At 72.0% G+C, this 18031-nt stretch carries 14 protein-coding genes and 5 pseudogenes; 9 read left to right on the top strand and 10 right to left on the bottom strand.

The features are described from left to right. Positions 1-89: 89 nt before the first annotated feature. The 3 genes and pseudogenes from WBK31_RS15960 to WBK31_RS15950 form a co-directional block, all read right to left on the bottom strand. Positions 90-584 (bottom strand): annotated as a pseudogene (locus WBK31_RS15960) (nitronate monooxygenase); the annotation flags it as partial. A 114-nt stretch (positions 585-698) separates the two neighbouring features. Next, the gene (locus WBK31_RS15955; RefSeq protein WP_406675119.1) at positions 699-1010 is read right to left on the bottom strand and encodes a dihydrofolate reductase family protein; all 312 of its coding nucleotides are present in this window, start codon (positions 1008-1010) and stop codon (positions 699-701) included. After that, positions 985-1239, bottom strand: coding sequence for a dihydrofolate reductase family protein (locus tag WBK31_RS15950; RefSeq protein ID WP_406675118.1), 255 nt, complete (start codon positions 1237-1239; stop codon positions 985-987). The genes WBK31_RS15955 and WBK31_RS15950 overlap by 26 nt, the downstream gene beginning before the upstream one ends. Before the next feature lie 100 nt (positions 1240-1339). On the opposite strand from WBK31_RS15950, the gene WBK31_RS15945 reads away from it, so the two are divergent. Next, complete coding sequence (locus WBK31_RS15945) at positions 1340-1804, top strand: pyridoxamine 5'-phosphate oxidase family protein (protein ID WP_378788845.1); 465 nt, start codon at positions 1340-1342, stop codon at positions 1802-1804. Position 1805: 1 nt separating this feature from the next. On the opposite strand, the gene WBK31_RS15940 is transcribed toward WBK31_RS15945, so the two are convergent. Further along, complete coding sequence (locus WBK31_RS15940) at positions 1806-2096, bottom strand: Lrp/AsnC family transcriptional regulator (protein WP_378790236.1); 291 nt, start codon at positions 2094-2096, stop codon at positions 1806-1808. Beyond that, positions 1982-2308, bottom strand: coding sequence for an AsnC family protein (locus WBK31_RS15935; protein ID WP_364051461.1), 327 nt, complete (start codon positions 2306-2308; stop codon positions 1982-1984). Before WBK31_RS15935 ends, WBK31_RS15940 begins: the two co-directional genes overlap by 115 nt. Positions 2309-2429: 121 nt before the next feature. On the opposite strand from WBK31_RS15935, the pseudogene WBK31_RS15930 reads away from it, so the two are divergent. The 3 genes and pseudogenes from WBK31_RS15930 to WBK31_RS15920 all read left to right on the top strand — a co-directional run. Further along, positions 2430-2801 (top strand): annotated as a pseudogene (locus tag WBK31_RS15930) (SDR family oxidoreductase); the annotation flags it as partial. 202 nt (positions 2802-3003) lie between these two features. Next, positions 3004-3789 (top strand): annotated as a pseudogene (locus WBK31_RS15925) (NAD(P)H-binding protein); the annotation flags it as partial. Positions 3790-3844: 55 nt separating this feature from the next. Continuing rightward, entirely contained in the window at positions 3845-4711 is an 867-nt protein-coding gene (locus WBK31_RS15920) for an aminoglycoside phosphotransferase family protein (RefSeq protein ID WP_378788848.1), read from the top strand. 147 nt (positions 4712-4858) lie between these two features. Here WBK31_RS15920 and WBK31_RS15915 read toward each other — a convergent pair whose 3' ends face one another. Further along, on the bottom strand, positions 4859-5911 hold the full coding sequence (locus WBK31_RS15915) for an NAD(P)-dependent alcohol dehydrogenase (RefSeq protein WP_406675117.1): 1053 nt from the start codon (positions 5909-5911) through the stop codon (positions 4859-4861). 95 nt (positions 5912-6006) lie between these two features. Here WBK31_RS15915 and WBK31_RS15910 point away from each other — a divergent pair, with 95 nt between their 5' ends. After that, complete coding sequence (locus tag WBK31_RS15910) at positions 6007-6588, top strand: TetR family transcriptional regulator (protein ID WP_364051449.1); 582 nt, start codon at positions 6007-6009, stop codon at positions 6586-6588. 56 nt (positions 6589-6644) lie between these two features. Here the strand turns inward: WBK31_RS15910 and WBK31_RS15905 are convergent, their stop codons facing one another. Further along, the gene (locus WBK31_RS15905; RefSeq protein ID WP_364051446.1) at positions 6645-7409 is read right to left on the bottom strand and encodes an SDR family oxidoreductase; all 765 of its coding nucleotides are present in this window, start codon (positions 7407-7409) and stop codon (positions 6645-6647) included. Between the two features lie 137 nt (positions 7410-7546). Here WBK31_RS15905 and WBK31_RS15900 point away from each other — a divergent pair, with 137 nt between their 5' ends. Then, a complete protein-coding gene (locus WBK31_RS15900; protein ID WP_406675116.1) occupies positions 7547-9823 on the top strand; it encodes a HelD family protein in 2277 nt (758 codons plus the stop codon). A 116-nt stretch (positions 9824-9939) separates the two neighbouring features. On the opposite strand, the gene WBK31_RS15895 is transcribed toward WBK31_RS15900, so the two are convergent. Then, a complete protein-coding gene (locus tag WBK31_RS15895; RefSeq protein ID WP_406675115.1) occupies positions 9940-11163 on the bottom strand; it encodes an RNA polymerase sigma factor in 1224 nt (407 codons plus the stop codon). A 320-nt stretch (positions 11164-11483) separates the two neighbouring features. Next, positions 11484-11570, bottom strand: a pseudogene (locus WBK31_RS15890) (MarR family transcriptional regulator); the annotation flags it as partial. Positions 11571-11808: 238 nt separating this feature from the next. Here WBK31_RS15890 and WBK31_RS15885 point away from each other — a divergent pair. Then, positions 11809-15027 (top strand): efflux RND transporter permease subunit, encoded by a 3219-nt coding sequence (locus tag WBK31_RS15885; RefSeq protein ID WP_406675114.1) that lies wholly within the window; start codon positions 11809-11811, stop codon positions 15025-15027. Between the two features lie 178 nt (positions 15028-15205). On the opposite strand, the pseudogene WBK31_RS15880 reads toward WBK31_RS15885, so the two are convergent. Next, positions 15206-15415, bottom strand: a pseudogene (locus WBK31_RS15880) (cupin domain-containing protein); the annotation flags it as partial. A gap of 401 nt (positions 15416-15816) precedes the next feature. Here WBK31_RS15880 and purB point away from each other — a divergent pair. Then, complete coding sequence (purB, locus tag WBK31_RS15875; protein WP_378788861.1) at positions 15817-17247, top strand: adenylosuccinate lyase; 1431 nt, start codon at positions 15817-15819, stop codon at positions 17245-17247. A 2-nt stretch (positions 17248-17249) separates the two neighbouring features. Next, complete coding sequence (locus WBK31_RS15870) at positions 17250-17999, top strand: GNAT family N-acetyltransferase (RefSeq protein ID WP_364051422.1); 750 nt, start codon at positions 17250-17252, stop codon at positions 17997-17999. The last annotated feature ends 32 nt before the right edge of the window (positions 18000-18031 follow it).

Here is an 18031-nt window from a genome sequence, read left to right as displayed (position 1 = left end):
GGCGAGCAGCCGCTCGCGTCCCTCGGGGAGAGCGTCGTCTCGGTGCAGCCGAGGAACGCGGTGCCCGCCCAGCCGCCCTCCGCGCCCGCGGCGAGCACGGCGGCCAGCCCGCGCGCGGTGGCGACGCCCCCGGCCGCGAGCACCGGCGCGCGCACGGCGTCCAGCACGCCCTGCAGCAGCGGCAGCGTGGCGACCTCGTCGCGGCCGTGCCCGCCGCCTTCGCCGCCCCTGGCCACCACCACGTCCGCGCCGGACTTCTCGGCCTGCACGGCCTCCTCGGTGGTGCCCGCCTGGACGGCCACGGTGATCCCGGCCGCGCGCAGCGGCTCGACGTACGGGGCGTAGTCGCCGAAACTGACCGACACCAGGGCGGGCCGCACCCGCAGCACCGCGTCGAGATGCTCGGGATGATCGCCGAGCGCCCAGGCCAGCAGCCCGATGCCGTACGGCCTGCCGGTCGCGGCGGCGACCTGCGCCTGCTCCTCGATCCACGACGCGGTCGCCGACGGCGGCACCCCGAACATGCCGAGCGCCCCCGCGGCCGACACCGCCGCCGCCAGCCGCCCGTCGCTCACGCCCGCCATGGGCGCGCCCACCAGCGGCACCGTCAGCCCGAACCGCTCGGTCAACCAGGTACGCGGCATGGTCCCTCCTCGCTCCGCAACGGCGGCCCCAGCGTAACCCTCGCGAGGGAAGCGTCAGGTGACCGGCTCGATGGCGTACGTGGACTGCACCACTCCCGCCCCGAGCACCCTGGTCGCCACGTGCCGCAGCGGCACGTCCCGCTCGAGCGGCCCGAACAGCGGCACCCCGCTCCCGATCAGCACCGGCACCGTGGTGATGGTGAGCGCGTCGATCAGCCCGGCCCGCAGGAACGTGCGGATGACCTGGCCGCCGTCCACGTAGACGCTCTTGGCGCCGCGCTCGTCCAGCGCGCGCAGCAGGTCGCCGAGGTCGCGGTGCACGCTGATGCGCGGGTCCGCGTCAAGGGGGAGAGTGGTGCTGAGCACGGCGACGTGCCAGGCCCTCGTACGGCCACGGATCATAGGTTCGGCCCGGCTCGTACGTGCCGCGCCCCATGACGACGGTGTCGATGCCCTCGATGAACGCGTCATAGCCGTAGTCGCCGGCGGCCTCGCCCCTGCTGGTGAGCCAGTGCAGGTCGCCGTCCTCGCGGGCGATGAACCCGTCGAGGCTGACGCCGACGAACGCGGCCGCCTTGAACGCCCGATCCACCATGGTGCCTCTCCCGGTCAATTAGTAAACGTATATTCGTTTACTAACGTACCCCAAGCGCAAGCCGGCGATGATGTCGGTGGAGGAGTCCATGATGGTGGCCATGACTTCATGGCAGGAGTTCCAGCGTCAGGCGCCCGAGCTGGCCGAGGCCGCTCGGCGGCTGATGGACGCGTACAAGCACAAGGTCCTCGCCACCCTGCGCAAGGACGGCTCGCCGCGGGTCAGCGGCACCGAGGTCGACCGCAGGAACGGCGAGCTGTGGCTGGGCTCGATGGCCGGCGCGGTCAAGGCGCTGGACCTGCGGCGCGATCCGCGCATGGCGATCCACGTGACGTCCGCGTTCAACGACGACCCGGCCACGTGGGAGGGCGACCTGAAGCTGGCCGGCCGGGCGATCGAGATCACCGACCCGCGGGAGCGTGCGGCGGCCGGGCAGCCCGGCGACGACTCCCACCTGTTCAGGGTCGAGCTGAGCGAGGTGGTGTGGACCCGCGTCGAGGGCGACGAGCTGGTCATCAGGGCCTGGCGCGCGGACAAGGGGGAGCGGGAGTTCCGCCGTAAGTAATCTACAACGTAAAGGCGTGGGGCCGGTAGCCGAGGTAGGCGAGGTCGAACTCGGCGTAGAAGTGCAGTGCGCCGCGGGCCTGGAGCTCGTCCATGCGCCGCCGTACGGTCGACCGCGACCAGCCGGTGGCGGAGGCGAGAGCGGGCAGTGCCATGCGGCCGTCGTGGGCGAGGACGTTCAGCAGGCGCAGGTCGTCGGCGTCGCAGTGCGGCAGCCCGGCGCCCGCCGCGGTGTCGGGGCGGCGGGCGAGCGCGGCGGCGACGGCGTCGGCGGTTCCCGGTGCGCACCGCAGGCGCAGCATCCAGCGCCCGTACCCGTGGAATCCGGCGGGGGCACCGCGACCACCCGCAGCAGGCCGGCCGAGCGCAACCGCCGATAGCGGCGCGCGACCGTCTGGTCGGAGACGCCCAGCACTTCGGCGATGCGGCTGAACGGTGCGCGCGCGTCGAGCTGGAGCGCGTGGATGAGCCGCCGGTCGAGCTCGTCCGCCGTGTCGATTCCCACCGTTCACAGGCTCGTGAGTGTCGGATCCGCGTCATGCGCCCGCTTCCGGCTCGCCATCGGGTCGCCCGGACCGCACCCTCGTCCCGAGACGTGAGCCCGAGACCTGAGAAGGGATGAGGCGATGATTCTGGTGACCGGCGCCACGGGGAACGTGGGGCGACACGTGCTCGCGCGGCTCCAGGCGATGGGCAGGACCGATGCCCGCGCCCTGGTACGCCCCGGGAAGGCGGCGCACGTATCGGTGCCCGCCGTGACCGGAGGTCTCGATGCCCCGGAAGGGCTGGGCGAGGCGCTGGACGGGGTCACGGCGGTCTTCCTGGTGTGGCCGTTTCTCACCACCAGGGGCGCGCCCGCCGTGCTGGAGGCGATCGCCCGGCGTGCCCGGCACGTGGTGTACGTGTCGTCGATCGGCGTGGGCGGCCCCGAGGAGCGCGACGACCCCATCTTCCGGCTGCACGCCGCCATGGAGCGCCTCATCGAGGAGTCCGGTCTGCGGCGGACGGTGCCCCGCGTTCGCGCTGCTCGCCGCGTACGCGATCATCTTCGCGCCCATCACGATGCCGCACCTGGTCCGGGACATCCTCGGCGGCGACCCGCTGTCGCCCGAGATCCGGGAGGTCCTGCGGGCCCAGCTCGTCACCCTGCTCACGGAGGAGTCCACATCATGACCACGGTCGTCTTCGGCGCGGGGCGGCGTCGGCCGCCACGTCGCCGCGGGTCTGACCGCCGCCGGCGTTCCGGTGCGGCTGACGAGCAGGACGCCGGACGCGTCCCACGTGCGCGCGGACCTGGACGCCCCGCAGACGCTGCCCGCCGCACTGGAAGGCGCCACGCACGTCTTCCTCTACGCCAGGCCCGCGGGCATCGAGGGGTTCGTGGCGGCCGCCCGCTCGGCCGGGGTGCGGCACGTGGTGCTGCTGTCGTCCGCGGCGATCGTGCAGCCCGGCGCCGCCCGCAATCCGATCGCGCGCGACCATCGCATCGTGGAGTCGGCCCTGGAGGAGTCGGGGCTGTCGTGGACCTTCCTCCGCGCGGGGATGTTCGCGACCAACACCCGCTGGTGGTGGTCGCGGACGATCAAGAGCGGGGAGGCCGTGCGGCTGCCGTATCCGGAGGCGATGACCGCTCCCGTGAGCGAGCGGGACCTGGCGGCGCTCGCGGTGACGGCGCTGACCGAGCGGGGGCACGGGCGGCAGGCGTACACGGTGTACGGGCCGCAGGCGCTCACCCTGCGCGAGCAGGTCGGCCACATCGGCGCCGCCCTCGGCAGGGCGATCCCGGTCGAGGAGGTCACGCCCGAGCAGGGGCGGGCCGACCTGGCCGCGACGATGCCCGCGACGGCTGTGGAGGTCGTCATGCGGACGTGGGCGGCGGGCGCCGAGGCCGTGCCCGAGACGTCGGTCATCGTCGAGAAGGTCACCGGACGATCCGCCCGGACGTTCGCGGAGTGGGTGTGCGACCACGCCGCCGACTTCCGCTGAGGTCCCGCGCCGGCCTGGCGGCCCGGCCGGTGGCGGCGGACGTTAGGGTGTCGCCATGAACACCCCCGCGGCCGAGATCGACATCGACGCCGATCTCGTCGATCGTCTCGTCCGTGCCCAGCACCCGGATCTGGCGGGCCCGCTCACCCTGGTCGCCAACGGCTGGGACAACGTGATCTACCGCCTGGGATCCGACCTGTCCGTACGGTTGCCGCGCCGCGAGGTGGCGGTCGAGCTGATCGTCAATGAGCAGCGCTGGCTGCCGGTCCTGGCGGGGTATGTGGAGGTCGCGCTGCCGGTCCCGGTGCGGGCGGGGGTGGCGGGTGAGGGGTATCCGTGGCCGTGGACGATCGCGCCCTGGTTCGAGGGCCGTACGGTCGCCGCCGTGCCGCCGGCCGAGCGGGCGGGGCTGGCGGTTCCGCTGGCCGCGTTCATGAACGGTCTGCACCGGCCCGCGCCGCCGGAGGCGCCGCGTAACCCCGTGCGCGGTGTGCCGCTGGCCGCCCGCGACGAGGCGGTGCGGGGCCGCCTGCGGTCGATCCCCCGCTCGGCGGAGCTGCTGGCCCTGTGGGAGAAGGCGGTGGCGCTGCCGTCCTGGCAGGGGCCTGCGCTGTGGCTGCACGGCGACCCGCATCCGGCGAACCTCCTGGCCGGCGCCGACGGTGGCGGGCTGGCGGCGGTGCTGGACTTCGGCGACCTGACCAGCGGCGATCCGGCCACCGATCTGGCCGCCGCGTGGCTGGTGTTCGAGGAGGAGGCGCGGGAGGTGTTCCGCGCGCACGTGGACGCCGACGAGACGACGTGGGAGCGGGCCCGCGGCTGGGCCTTGGTCATGGGCACGGCGCTGGCCGCCCATTCGGCCGATCATCCCGGCATGGCGGCCATCGGCGAGCACGTCCTCGGCCAGGTCCTGCTCTCCTGATCTCTGATCGCGCGGGCGGCGTACGGCGACGGATGCGGCCGGGCCCAGACCCGCGCGCTGCGGATCCCGGGCCCGGCCGCGGCGCCGGGCGTGGTGTGCGGCGTCCTGGTCACGCCGCGCACCACGCCGTCCGCGCGACGGCGGTGGTCAGGCGGCGGGCTGGTCGAGGTCGGACAGGTCGAGGACGAAGCGGTAGCGGACGTCGTTGTTGTCCAGGCGGTGGAGCGCCTCCTCGACGCGGCTGGACGGCAGCACCTCGATGTCGGCGGTGACCTGGTGCCGGGCGGCGAACTCCAGCAGCTCGGCGGTCTGCCGGGTGCCGCCGGTGCCGGACCCGGTGAGCTTCCTGCGGCCACGCATCAGCTCCATGATCGCAACCGTGGTCGGGAAGGGGTAGCCGAGGATGGACAGGGTGCCGTCCAGGGCCACCATGCTGATGTACGGGGTCAGGTCGTGCTCGATCGGGACGGTGTCGAGGATGACGTCGAACCGGTGGCGGGCGGCCGCGACCTGCGCCTCGTCGGTGGTCACCAGCAGGTCGCAGGCGCCCAGCGCGCGGGCGTCGCCGGCCTTGTCGGGGGTGCGGCTGAGCACGGTGACCTCGGCGCCGAGCGCGACGGCCAGCTTCACGCCGAGGTGGCCGAGGCCGCCGAGCCCGGCGACGGCGACCTTGGTGCCCTTGCCGACGCCGGCGGCGCGCAGCGGCTCCCAGGTGGTGATCCCGGCGCACAGCAGCGGGGCGGCGCCGGCCGGGTCGAGGCCGTCGGGCAGGTGGTAGGCGAACCTCTCGGTCACCACGAACTCGCGGCTGTAGCCGCCCTGGTTCTTGGTGCCGTCCACGCGGTCCTTGGCGCCATAGGTGCTGGTGGGGCCCTCAAGGCAGTAGTTCTCCTGGCCGATCTCGCACATCGCGCACTTGCCGCAGGAGTCGACGATGGTGCCGACCGCGACCCGGTCGCCGGGGGCGAAGCGGGTGACGGCGGGGCCGACGGCGGTGACCGTGCCGGTGAACTCGTGGCCGGGGACGATCGCGCCCTCCTTCAGCATGCCCTTGACTCGGTGCAGGTCGCTGTGGCAGACGCCGCAGTAGTCGACGCGTAGCGCGATGTCGTGGTCGCGCAGATCGCGCCGCTCGATGGTGACCCGCTCCAGGGTCACCGAGCCGTCGCCGGTGCTGCGCCATGCGGTGGTGGTACGCACGATTGCCTCCAAACAGACTATTCGGTCTGTTTCGGGAGCGTAGCGCGTCGCCGCGAAAAAGCAAACCAACTAGTCTGTTTGCTATGGTGGTGCCCATGCCTGAACTGCCCACCACCGCGCGCGGTGCCGCGACGCGCAGGCGCATCCTCGACGCGGCCGCGGCGGAGTTCGCCGAGCGCGGCATCGCCGGGGCCAGGATCGACCGCATCATCGCGGCGGCCAAGACGAACAAGGCCCAGCTCTACGGCTATTTCGGCAGCAAGGACGGGCTGTTCGACGCCGTGATCGCCGATCTGTCCGACCGGTTGCGCAACGCTGTCCCGCTGGACGCCGACGATCTGCCCGGGTGGGCCGTCAGCATCTACGACGAGAACCTGCGCCATCCCGAGCTGGCCCGCCTGACGGCCTGGCTGCGCCTGGAGCGCCACCCGACGGGCCGCCTGATGGACGATGCCCCCGATGACGGCCCGAAGCTCGAGGCGATCAAGGCCGCGCAGGCGGCCGGCCGGGTGCGGCAGGGGGATCCGGCGGCGCTGATGGCCCTGGTCATCTCCCTGGCCTTCGCCTGGTCGCCGGTCAGCAGCTACCACGCGGCCTCGGCCGGCGAGCCGGAGGATGTGCACGAGCGCCGCCGCGCGCTGCTGCGCGAGACCGTCGCCCGCGCCGTCGCTCCCTGATCCAGTTTTGATCTACAACGTAAAGGCGCGGGGTCTTCTCGCCCCGGTGGCCGGGATCAGTGGACGGAGAAGCCGCCGTCCACGAAGAGCATCTGTCCGGTGATGAACGAGCACGCCTCGCTCGCGAGGAAGACCGCCGCGCCGGCGAAGTCCTGCGGCAGGCCGTTGCGTCCGACCATGTGGCGGGCGGCGAGGGCTTCGACGCGGCCGGGGATGGCCTGGGCCTCGGCGGTGAGCGGGGTGAGCACGAAGCCGGGGATGATCGTGTTGACGCGCACGCCGTGGGCGGACCACGCCTCGGCCTGGGAGCGGGTGAGCCCGGCGAGGGCGGCCTTGAAGGCGCCGTAGATGCCGCTGTCGCCGAAGGCGCTGATGGACTGCTGGGAGCCGACGTTGATGATGCGGCCCCAGCCGCGGGCGGCCATCTTCGGGCCGTAGTGCTGGCCGAGCAGGTAGGGGGCGGTGAAGTTGACGGCCAGCGTGCGGTCGTAGTCGTCCTGGGTGAGCTCGGCCATCGGCTTGCGGATGTTGTTGCCGGCGTCGTTGACGAGGATGTCGATGTCGTCGCCCGCGGTGGCGACGACGCGTTCGACGTCGGCGCGCACGCCGAGGTCGGCGGCGATGGCGGAGGCGGTGACGCCGTGCTCGCGCATGCGGGTGACGGCCTGGTCGAGTGCGCTTTGCGTACGGGCGACGATGACGACTTCGGCTCCGGCGCGCCCGATGGCCTCGGCCGTCGCGTACCCGATGCCGGAACTTCCGCCGGTGACCAGGGCGCGCCGGCCGTGGAGGGAGAACAGCTCTCGCAGATAGTCCGCCATGGACGGTCAAGCTAGCACCTGCGGTGCGGCAGGAAAGGCGGGGAGGGTGATTGCGCGCGGGCGTGCGCGGGACTAAGCTCGTGCGTCCATCACATTACGTCGAGCTCCACAGACCTCCAGAAGGAGTATATCACGGAATGGCTAATCGTCAAGATGGTCTCGCCGAAGCCCTTGACACCGAGCAGCGCACCGTGTCGTGGCTTTACGGCAGGCTCGACGCCGCCAGGGAGCGTGCGCGGGAGGCGCTGCGCGAGGTGTACGCCAGGGGCGGCGCTGCGGGCACCCGCCAGGCGCGGGTGGAGCGCGAGGTGCTGGCCGCCGAGCAGGCGCGGCGGCTGGCGCAGCTCGACGCGGTCGAACGCGGCCTGTGCTTCGGCCGCATCGACGACGCCGACGGCAACACCACCTACATCGGCAGGATCGGGCTGCGCGACGAGCAGCACGAGTCGGTGCTCATCGACTGGCGGGCGCCGGCCGCGCGGCCGTTCTACGTCGCCACCGCCGCCGACCCCGGCGGCCTGGTGCGCCGCCGGCACCTGCACCTGAAGGACCGCGTGGTGGTCGGCATCGACGACGAGGTGTTCGACCTGGAGGGCATGAGCGAGGGCGACCGCCGCACGCTGGTGGGCGAGGCGGCGCTGCTGGCCGCGCTGCGCCGGGGCCGCACCGGGCGGATGAGCGACGTGGTGGCCACCATCCAGGCCGAGCAGGACCGGGTGATCAGGTCCGCCCTGCAGGGGGCGCTGGTCGTCCAGGGCGGCCCCGGCACCGGCAAGACGGTCGCGGCGCTGCACCGGGCGGCGTACCTGCTCTACACCCACCGCGACACGCTGGAACGGCGCGGCGTGCTGGTGGTGGGCCCCAACCCGATGTTCCTGCGCTACATCAGCCAGGTGCTGCCCGCGCTGGGTGAGACGCAGGTCGTGATGACCACGGTGGGCGGGATGTTCCCCGGGGTGACGGCGGCCGTGGCCGACAAGCCCGCGCAGGCGCTGGTCAAGGGCGACCTGCGCATGGCCGAGCTGCTGGCCGAGGCGCTGCGGCGGCGCCAGCGGGTGCCGGACGGCGATCTGGTGATCGAGCTGGACGGGCTGCGGCTGCGCGTGCCGCACGGGACCTGCCTGCGGCTGCGCGACCGGGCCCGCGCGGTGCGGCTGCCGCACAACATGGCGCGCAAGCTGTACGTCACCGAGCTGCTGAAGGAGCTGGCCAGGGCCGAGGCGCGGGCGCTTGAGGAGTCGCTGCACATCGAGGAGCTGGACATCCCCGATGAGCCGGAGCTGAGCGAGCCGCTGGATCTGGAAGGCGACCTCGACGAGCTCGACATCGAGCTGGCCTCGCGGCGGCTGTGGGGCGAGCCGGAGGTGCGCGCGGCGGTGGAGGAGCTGTGGCCGGAGCTGACGCCGCAGCGTTTCGTGGCCGAGCTGCTGTCCTCGCCGGAGGAGCTGGAGGCGGCGGCCCCCGCCGGGCTGTCGTGGCGTGCGCTGGTGCGCCCGCTGGAGTCGCCGTGGACGGTGGGCGATGTGCCGCTGCTGGACGAGGCGGCCGAGCTGCTGGGCGAGGACGACTCGGCGCAGCGGGTCGCGGCCCGGCGCGAGCGCGAGGAGCAGGCCGGGGAGGAGCGGTACGCGGCCGAGGTGCTGCAGGTCACGGGCGTGGCCGAGCAGGGCATTCTGGAGCGGGCCGACGTGCTGGCCGAGCGGCACGCCGATGACGGCATCGGGATGACGACGGCCGACCGGGCGGCGGCGGACCGCACCTGGGCGTACGGTCACGTGATCGTGGACGAGGCGCAGGAGCTGTCGCCGATGGCGTGGCGGATGGTGATGCGGCGGGTGCCGGCGAAGTCGCTGACCGTGGTGGGCGATCTGGCGCAGACGGGCTCGGCGGCGGGCGCGCGCTCCTGGGGCGAGGTGCTCGACCCCTACCTGGAGGGCCGCTGGCGGGTGGAGCGGCTGGAGGTCAACTACCGTACGCCGGTGGAGATCATGCGGGTGGCGGCCGACGTGCTGCGCTCGTTCGCGCCCGATGAGGAGCCGCCGGAGTCCGTACGCGAGGGCGAGTCCGAGCCGCGCGCCCTGAGGCTGCCGGTGGAGGCGCTGCCCGGCGTGGTGGACGAGGAGCTGGCCGCCATCGGGGAGGGCCGGCTGGGCGTGCTGACGCCGGATGCGCGGCATGCGCGGGTGTCGGCGCTGTTCCCCGGCAGCGGGCTCGAGGCGCCGGTGGCGGTGCTGACGGTGGGTCAGGCCAAGGGACTGGAGTTCGACGCGGTCGTCGTGGTCGATCCCGCGGGGATCCTGGAGCAGTCGCCGATGGGCGGTCAGGACCTGTATGTGGCGGTGACGCGGGCGACGCGGCGGCTGACGGTCGTGTACGAGGACAAGCTGCCGTCCGTCCTGTCCCGCCTGGCCTGACCAAGGGGCGGCCCCGTATCCGTGGGTGCTGTGAATCTACATTGTAAAGGCGTCGGGTTGGTGACAAGCCTCCGCCCCTCAAAGAGAAGAACAGCACCCACAGGCGAGGCCCCCGGTCAGCCGCCGATGCCGCCGTGGGGGTCGCGGCGCAGCTCGGGCCCGCCGGGGATGACTTCGCAGGGTGCGACGGGGCCGGTGGCGACGCGGGGGCGGGCGATGGCCATGCGGTCGTCCCCGTCCTCGATGTACCAGAGGGTGTAGACGAAGGTCTGGCCCGGCTTGATCTGTTCCGGGTGGAGCCTGCTGTAGGTCTCCTCGCCTTCGGCGGGCGGCTCGGCGGTGAGGAGGGCGGGGTTGTCCGGCAGGTACGTGGCCCTGGGCTCTTTGCAGTCCTTGCCGGCGGGGAGGAAGGTGACGTCGGCCTGGACGCCGAAGCCGCGCAGGCGCCGTTCGATGAGCTCGGGGTGCTTGTAGTCGGTGATGTAGATCTTGATGGATCCGTCGGGTTCGCGGATGACGGCGTTGGCGGGGGTGCCGCCGTGGTCGAGGGCGATGGGCAGGCCGATGACGAGGGCGGCGGCCGCGGCGGTCGCGAGGGCGGCGAGGATCGGCCAGCGGGGGCGGCGTGCGGGTGGGGTGGCGGTCTGCTGGTCGATGAGGGTCATGAGGTGGGTTTTCCTGAGGGCGTGCCGGTGGGCGGGAAGGTCGCGTTCCTGTGGGAGGCGGTGGTCGGTCACAGCTGTTCTCCCTTCCTGCTGAGCGCGGTGAAGGCGGTCGCTCCATCGGCGTGGTGCGGGGGTTGTGGCGGAGAGGTTCTTCAGGCGGGTGCGGGCGCGGGCGAGCCGGGAGCGTACGGTGCCGACGGGGATGTCGAGGGCGATGGCCGCTTCCTGGTAGGTGAGCTGGGACCAGACGCACAGTTCGAGGACTTCGCGGTCTGCTCGGGGCAGCTGGTCGATGAGCGCGAGGATGTCGCGCATGCGGTGTTCGTCGTCGATGCGGCCGGCGATGTCGTCGGCGGGGTCGGGTTCGCAGGCCGAGGCGGGGAGCTGCTGGAGTGCGTTCTTGTGCCGGCGCAGGGCGCGGTGGCGGTTGCGCAGGACGTTGTTGGCGACGCCGAGGAGCCAGGGCAGGACGCTGTCGTGGTGGATGCGTACCTGGTCGCGGCGGCGCCATGCTTCGAGGAAGACGACGGAGGTGAGGTCTTCGGCGGCCGACCAGTCGGCGGTGCGGCGGAAGCAGTGGTTATAGATGTGGCGCGCGTAGGCGTCGAACAGGGCCCCGAAGGCTTCGCTGTCGCCGTCGGCCGCGCGTGACCATAATTCGCGATCGGTGCTCACGCTCTGTCTGTGTCCGCGCGTGGGGCGGGGTTCCGTGTGATGGGCGCCACAGGTGCCGGGCGGTCGTCAGCGGTGGGCGGGGGTGTCGTGCTCGTTGCGGGCGAGGTTGCCGGCGACGGTGTGGATGGTGCGGGTGACCTGGTCGAGGGCGCGCAGGGTCTCGGTGTCGAGGTGGTCCATGATGCGCCGGTACTGTTCGACGCCGGCGTTGTTGATCTCTTCGATGAGGCGGGTGCCGGCGGGGTGAGTTCGACGCGGCGTACGCGGCGGTCGTGGGGGTCTTCGTGGCGGCTGACGAGGCCGTGGGCGACGAGGCGGTCGACGATGCCGGTGACGGTGCCGAGTCCGACGCCGAGGTCGTGGGCGAGGTCCTGTCCGGATGCGGAGCCGTTGATGGACAGGAGCATGATGACTTTGAGCTGGCGGAGGGTGAGGTTGGAGGTGAAGAGGGGGCTTTGGTGTTGCTGGGCGAACAGTCGTGCCAGGGCTCGTTGGGTTTGGTTGATCCGGTGGATCAGCTCTTCGCGTTCGTTGTTCACGCTCACCTCTCGCTTCCTGAGAAGGTTATCAGGAAAGCTTGTTGTGGCTAAATATTCGTTCTAGGCGAAGTGTTAGTCTTGGGCGAACTCTTAGAGGGGGAGCTCTGTGACCGCATTCGCCCGGTTGAGCTTGGTCAACCGCAGTCTTGTGATCTTGGTGGCGGTCGTGCTCAGCGCCTTCGGCGTGTTCACGATCCCGCAGCTGAAGCAGCAGTTGTTGCCGTCGTTGTCGTTTCCCGGGGCGTTCGTGGTGGCGTCCTATCCCGGGGCGTCGCCGGAGATCGTCGAGGATCAGGTGACGGCGCCGATCGAGGACTCCTTCCAGGGCCTGGCCGGGATGGAGCAGATGACGTCGACGTCGAAGGAGGGCCTGGCGCAGATCCAGGTGGCCTTCGAGTACGGCACGGACATCGACGCGGCGCTGAACAAGATGCAGCAGGCGATCAACCGGGTGTCGTTGCCGGATGGTGTGGAGCCGCAGGTGGTGGCGGGGAGCACCGATGACATTCCGGTGATGGTGCTGGCGGTCGGCGACGGCGGTGACGAGCGGGCGATGGCCGACAAGCTGCGGCGGATCGCGGTGCCCGAGCTGTCCAGCGTGGAGGGCGTGCGCGAGGTGTCGGTGACCGGCACCCGTGACGAGGTCGTGACGATCGAGCCGGATGCGGGGAAGATGGCGCTGGCGGGGGTGTCGGCGGCGCAGATCCCCGAGGTGCTGAAGGCGAACGGGACGCCGATTCCGGCGGGCACGCTGACGTCGGACGGTAAGGCGCTGACGGTGCAGGTGGGCTCGCGGGTCGACTCGGTGGCCAAGCTGAAGAGCCTGTATCTGACGCCGTCCCAGCCGCAGCCCCAGGCGCAGCCTCAGCAGCCGCAGGCTCAGGGCCGGCCGGGTCAGGCGCAGCCTGCTCAGGCCGCACAGGCGCAGCAGCAGGCGGCGCGGCCGAAGCCGCTCAAGCCGGTGAAGCTGGGCGATGTGGCGGTGATCAAGCGGGGGCTGGCCGAGGCGACGACGATCACCAGGACGGACGGCAAGGCGAGCCTGGGGCTGTCGGTGACGATGGTGCCCGACGGGAACGCGGTGGCGATCTCGCGTGACATCCGGGAGAAGCTGCCGGAGCTGACGCGGGCGCTGGGTGATTCGTCGGACACGGCGGTGTCGGTGGTGTTCGACCAGGCGCCGTACGTGGAGCAGTCGATCGAGAGCTTGACGACCGAGGGCCTGCTGGGCCTGGTGTTCGCCGTTTTGGTGATCTTGGTGTTCCTGCTGTCGGTGCGCTCGACGCTGGTGACGGCGGTGTCGATCCCGCTGTCGGTGGTGATCGCGTTGCTGGTGCTGTGGGCGGGTGATCATTCGCTGAACCTGCTGACGCTGGGCGCGCTGACGATCGCGGTGGGCCGTGTGGTGGACGACTCGATCGTGGTGCTGGAGAACATCAAGCGGCATCTGGGCTACGGCGAGGCCAAGATGCAGGCCATCTTGACCGCGGTGCGCGAGGTGGCGGGGGCGGTGACGGCCTCGACGCTGACGACGGTGGCGGTGTTCGCGCCGATCGCGCTGGTGGGCGGCATGGTGGGCGAACTGTTCAGCCCGTTCGCGATCACGGTGACGGTGGCGTTGCTGGCGTCGCTGGTGGTGTCGCTGACCGTGGTGCCGGTGCTGGCGTACTGGTTTTTGACGGCGCCGGATCTGTCGCCGGAGGAGGCGCGCCGGCAGCGTGCGGAGGCCGAGGCGAAGGAGCTGCGCTCGCCGTTGCAGCGGGCGTATCTGCCGGTGCTGCGGTTCGCGACGCGGTTCAAGCTGGTGACGATCCTCATCGGGGTGGCGGTGTTCGTCGCGACGATGGGCATCGCGGGGTCGTTGCGGACGAACTTCCTGGACGCTTCGGGGCAGAACACGTTGTCGTTGTCGCAGCGGATGCCGGTGGGCACGGATCTGGCGACGACGGACAAGGCGGCGCGGAAGGTCGAGGAGGTGCTCGCCGGTCAGGCGGGTGTGGAGACGTACCAGGTGAACGTCGGCGGCGGCAGCGCGATGGCCGGCGGTCTGGGCGGCGGCGCGGACCGGGCGTCGTTCTCGGTGACGCTGGCCGAGGACGCCGATGCCGCGGCGGTGGAGGCCGAGCTGCGCGAGAAGATCGACGGCCTGTCGGGTGTGGGCGAGGTGACGGTCGGCGGCGCGGCCGGTGGCGGCGGGTTCGCGGTGGACACGATCGAGGTGATCGTGCGGGCGTCGGATGCCGGGACGCTGAGCGCGGCGGCCGAGAAGGTGACGTCGGCGCTGGGTGAGGTGCCGGGTCTGCGTGATGTGTCGTCGAACCTGGAGTCGAGCGCGCCGCGGGTCGAGGTCGTGGTGAACCGGGAGAAGGCGGCCGAGCGCGGCCTGTCGGAGGCCGCGGTGGGGCAGGCGGTGGCGCAGGCGTTCCGTGGTGCGCCGCTGGGGCAGATCACGCTGGACGGCCGGTCGAGCGATCTGGTGTTGCGGGGTGCGGAGGCGCCGGACGACATCAAGGCGATCAAGGATCTGCGGTTGCCGACGGCGGCGGGGCTGGTGAAGCTGTCGTCGGTGGCGTCGGTGCGTCAGGTGGACGGGCCGACGCAGGTGACGCGGATCGATGGTGAGCGTTCTGCGACGGTGTCGGCGCGTGCCGTCGATGCCGGGAACCTGGGTGCGGTGACGCAGGAGCTGACCGAGAAGCTGGACGGGCTGGATCTGGGTGCCGGGGCGTCGTACGAGATCGGCGGTGTGTCGGCGGATCAGGCGGATGCGTTCGAGGATCTGGGGCTGGCGATTCTGGCGGCGATCGCGATCGTGTTCATGATCATGGTGGCGACGTTCCGGAGTTTCGTGCAGCCGGTGATCTTGCTGGTGTCGATTCCGTTCGCGGCGACGGGTGCGATCGGGTTGCTGGTGGCGACGGACACGGCGCTGGGCGTGCCGGCGTTGATCGGGATGCTGATGCTGGTCGGCATCGTGGTGACGAACGCGATCGTGCTGATCGACCTGATCAACCAGTATCGGGAGCAGGGCATGGGCGTCGTGGAGGCGGTGATCGAGGGCGGCCGGCGGCGGTTGCGTCCGATTCTGATGACCGCGGTGGCGACGATCTGCGCGTTGACGCCGATGGCGCTGGGCGTGACGGGGTCGGGCGGGTTCATCTCGCAGCCTTTGGCGATCGTGGTGATCGGTGGCCTGGTGTCGTCGACGCTGCTGACGCTGGTGCTGGTGCCGACGCTGTATGTGGTGGTGACCCGGGACCGCGACAAGGGCGCGCGGGGTGCGGGTGAGCCGAAGGTGAAGGACCTGGCCGGTTCCCCGGCCTGAGGACCTGAGCGCGCCCGGCGGGTGGTCGCCCGCCGGGCGCACCGCCGTTTCGGGGCGCGGCTGGCGTCCGTGAGGCTGGTGAGAGACCGGGGCGAGCGCGGAGCAGGCGGCCGCGCGGGGCTGCTCGTCGTGGCGCGCCTGGGGCGGGTCAGCCGGGCGGGTCGTCGATTTTGAGTTCTCAGCCGGCGTCGGCGATGAAGATGACCAGGAGCCTGCCCGGCTGGGTCCGGCTGGTGTTCTCGGTGAGCAGGTGGTGGGTGCCGGGCGGCTCGGTCCAGTTCTCGCCCTGCCGGAAGGTGCGCACGCCCTCGCCGGCCAGGCGGCTGCGGAAGGTGCCGTCGAGGACGTAGGCGTAGACGAAGGCGTTGCCGTGCTTGTGGGGGCCGGCGCGGCCGCCGGGGGAAGGTGATCAGGACCGAGGTGAAGGTCTTGCCTTTGACGTTGGGCAGCTGCTGTTCGAGCAGGACGGTGCGGGTTTCGGCGGGAGTGGTCGTGGCGATGGCCGGCGCGGGCCCGGCGGGGGCGGTGGCGTGGTGGGGCGCGGCGGCGCATCCCGCGGCGAGCAGGCAGGTCACGGTCGCGCCCGCCAGCAGGGCGCGGCCCGGGCGTGGTCGGATCATGAGGCTGCTCCCGTTCTGCTCCGGTGTCGCTCGGCGCATCTTCTGTCCGGGCAGGCGCGCAGGTAACCGGCGGCCGGTTCAAGTCTTGGTGTACGGAGCCGGGGGCCGGGCGATGACGCGGCCGGGCGGGCGGAGGTGACCGGCGGGGGTGTGAATAGACTTGTCCGACGTGACTTCCAAGCCGCGTATCCCGAATGTTCTGGCCGGTCGCTACGCCTCGGCGGAGCTGGCCCGCCTGTGGTCACCCGAATACAAGATCATCGCTGAGCGGCGGTTGTGGCTGGCGGTGCTGCGGGCGCAGGCCGAGCTGGGCGTGGCGGTGCCCGAGAGCGCGATCGCCGATTATGAGAAGGTGGTCGAGCGGGTCGATCTCGACTCGATCGCGGCGCGCGAGCGGGTGACGCGGCACGACGTCAAGGCCCGCATCGAGGAGTTCAACGCGCTGGCCGGGCACGAGCAGGTCCATAAGGGCATGACCTCGCGCGACCTGACCGAGAACGTCGAGCAGCTGCAGGTGCGCGACAGCCTGCTGCTGGTGCGCGACCGGGTCGTGGCGTTGCTGGCGCGGCTGGCGCGGCTGGCGCACGAGCACGAGGCGACGGTGATCGCCGGCCGCTCGCACAATGTGGCGGCCCAGGCCACGACGCTCGGCAAGCGGTTCGCCACGGCGGCCGATGAGCTGCTGGTGGCCTACTGGCGGCTGGAGGAGCTGATCGCCCGCTACCCGCTGCGCGGCATCAAGGGGCCGGTGGGCACCGCGCAGGACATGCTCGACCTGCTGGGCGGCGATCGGGGCAAGCTGGCCGCGCTGGAGGAGCGGGTGGCGGCCCACTTGGGGTTCGAGCACCGCTTCACCAGCGTCGGGCAGGTTTATCCGCGCTCGCTCGACTTCGAGGTGGTGACGGCTTTGGTGCAGCTGGCGGCGGCGCCGTCGTCGCTGGCCAAGACGATCCGGCTGATGGCCGGGCACGAGCTGGTCACCGAGGGGTTCAAGGAGGGGCAGGTCGGCTCCTCGGCGATGCCGCACAAGATGAACACCCGTTCCTGCGAGCGGGTCAACGGCCTGGCGGTGGTGCTGCGCGGCTACGCCTCGATGGTGGGCGAGCTGTCCGGTGATCAGTGGAACGAGGGTGATGTGTCGTGCTCGGTGGTGCGCAGGGTCGCGCTGCCGGATGCGTTCTTCGCCTTCGACGGGCTGGTGGAGACGATGCTGACGGTGCTGGAGGAGTTCGGCGCCTTCCCCGCCGTGATCGCCGCCGAGCTGGACCGCTACCTGCCGTTCCTGGCCACGACGAAGATGCTGATGGCGGCGGTGCGGGCCGGGGTGGGCCGCGAGCAGGCCCACGAGCTGATCAAGGAGCACGCGGTGGCCTCCGCTTTGGCGATGCGCTCGCGCGGCGCCGCCAACGAGCTGCTGGACCGGCTGGCCGGCGATGACCGCTTCCCCCTCGGCCGCGATGAGCTGGAGGGCCTGCTGGCCGACCGGGTGTCGTTCACCGGCGCGGCCGGCGACCAGGTGCGGGCCGTCACCCAGGCGGTCGAGGCGATCGTGGCCGAGCATCCGGAGGCGGCCGCCTACCGGCCGGGGGCGATTTTGTGATCATGCCGCTGCGCTCGGAGGCGGAGCTGCGGGCGGCGTGCGGCGATGCCGACCTGGTGATGTGGACGGGCCAGGGGTTGCGCGGGCGGGCGCGGGCCTGGGCGCTGGGGGATGCGGTGGTGGCCGCCTGCCCCGGCATCTCCCGCGGTGACCGCTTAGCCGTGCACGGCCCCGTGCCGGAGGCGGTGCGGCTGGTCCGGCACGCCCTGGCCGAGCTGGGCCCCACCTACCGGCCCTGGGGCGAGGCGGGCCTTTTGGCCGAGGTGACGGCCCGCGTCGACGGGCTGGCCGAACGGGGCCGCTTTTCGTGGATGAGCCTGCCCGCTGCCGCCGCCGAGAGCCTGCCGGCCGCTGTCGTGGACGGCGGGGCGCAGGTGGGGTGGCTGCAGGCCGCGGAGGAGGCGGAGGTGGCCGAGCTGCTGGCCGCCGACGCCCCCCACTCCTACGCGGTTCCCGGCGGTTCGGGTGTGCGGCGCTGGGCGGGCATCCGCCTTGACGGCGAGCTGGCGGCGGTCGCGGCCGACGCCTGGTCGGCGCCCACCGTCGGGCTGCTGGCCGGGGTCGCGACGCGGGCGCGTTATCGCGGGCGCGGGCTGGCGCGGCTGGTGTGCGGGTGGGTGACGCGGCAGCTGGTGGCCGCGTACGGGCGTGCGGCGCTCATGGTGGACGACGACAATCCCGCCGCGATCACCGTGTACGAGCACCTCGGCTACCGCAGGGTGCGCGTCATGGCCTGCCACCTCGCTCTCTGACCTCCGTGGGGAACCGCCCGGCCCCACCCGCA

The organism is Nonomuraea sp. N2-4H, assembly GCF_045291505.1.
Lineage (GTDB): Bacteria > Actinomycetota > Actinomycetes > Streptosporangiales > Streptosporangiaceae > Nonomuraea > Nonomuraea fastidiosa.
This window is presented reverse-complemented; position numbering and strand designations above follow the sequence as displayed.

What these genes read in the sequence shown, in the direction of transcription:
- WBK31_RS15950 (WP_406675118.1), bottom strand. Translation starts at nt 1,239, where the DNA reads ATGGTGGATCGGGCGTTCAAGGCGGCCGCGTTCGTCGGCGTCAGCCTC.
- WBK31_RS15945 (WP_378788845.1), top strand. Translation starts at nt 1,340, where the DNA reads ATGACTTCATGGCAGGAGTTCCAGCGTCAGGCGCCCGAGCTGGCCGAG.
- WBK31_RS15920 (WP_378788848.1), top strand. Translation starts at nt 3,845, where the DNA reads ATGAACACCCCCGCGGCCGAGATCGACATCGACGCCGATCTCGTCGAT.
- WBK31_RS15910 (WP_364051449.1), top strand. Translation starts at nt 6,007, where the DNA reads ATGCCTGAACTGCCCACCACCGCGCGCGGTGCCGCGACGCGCAGGCGC.
- WBK31_RS15905 (WP_364051446.1), bottom strand. Translation starts at nt 7,409, where the DNA reads ATGGCGGACTATCTGCGAGAGCTGTTCTCCCTCCACGGCCGGCGCGCC.
- WBK31_RS15900 (WP_406675116.1), top strand. Translation starts at nt 7,547, where the DNA reads ATGGCTAATCGTCAAGATGGTCTCGCCGAAGCCCTTGACACCGAGCAG.
- WBK31_RS15870 (WP_364051422.1), top strand. Translation starts at nt 17,250, where the DNA reads ATGCCGCTGCGCTCGGAGGCGGAGCTGCGGGCGGCGTGCGGCGATGCC.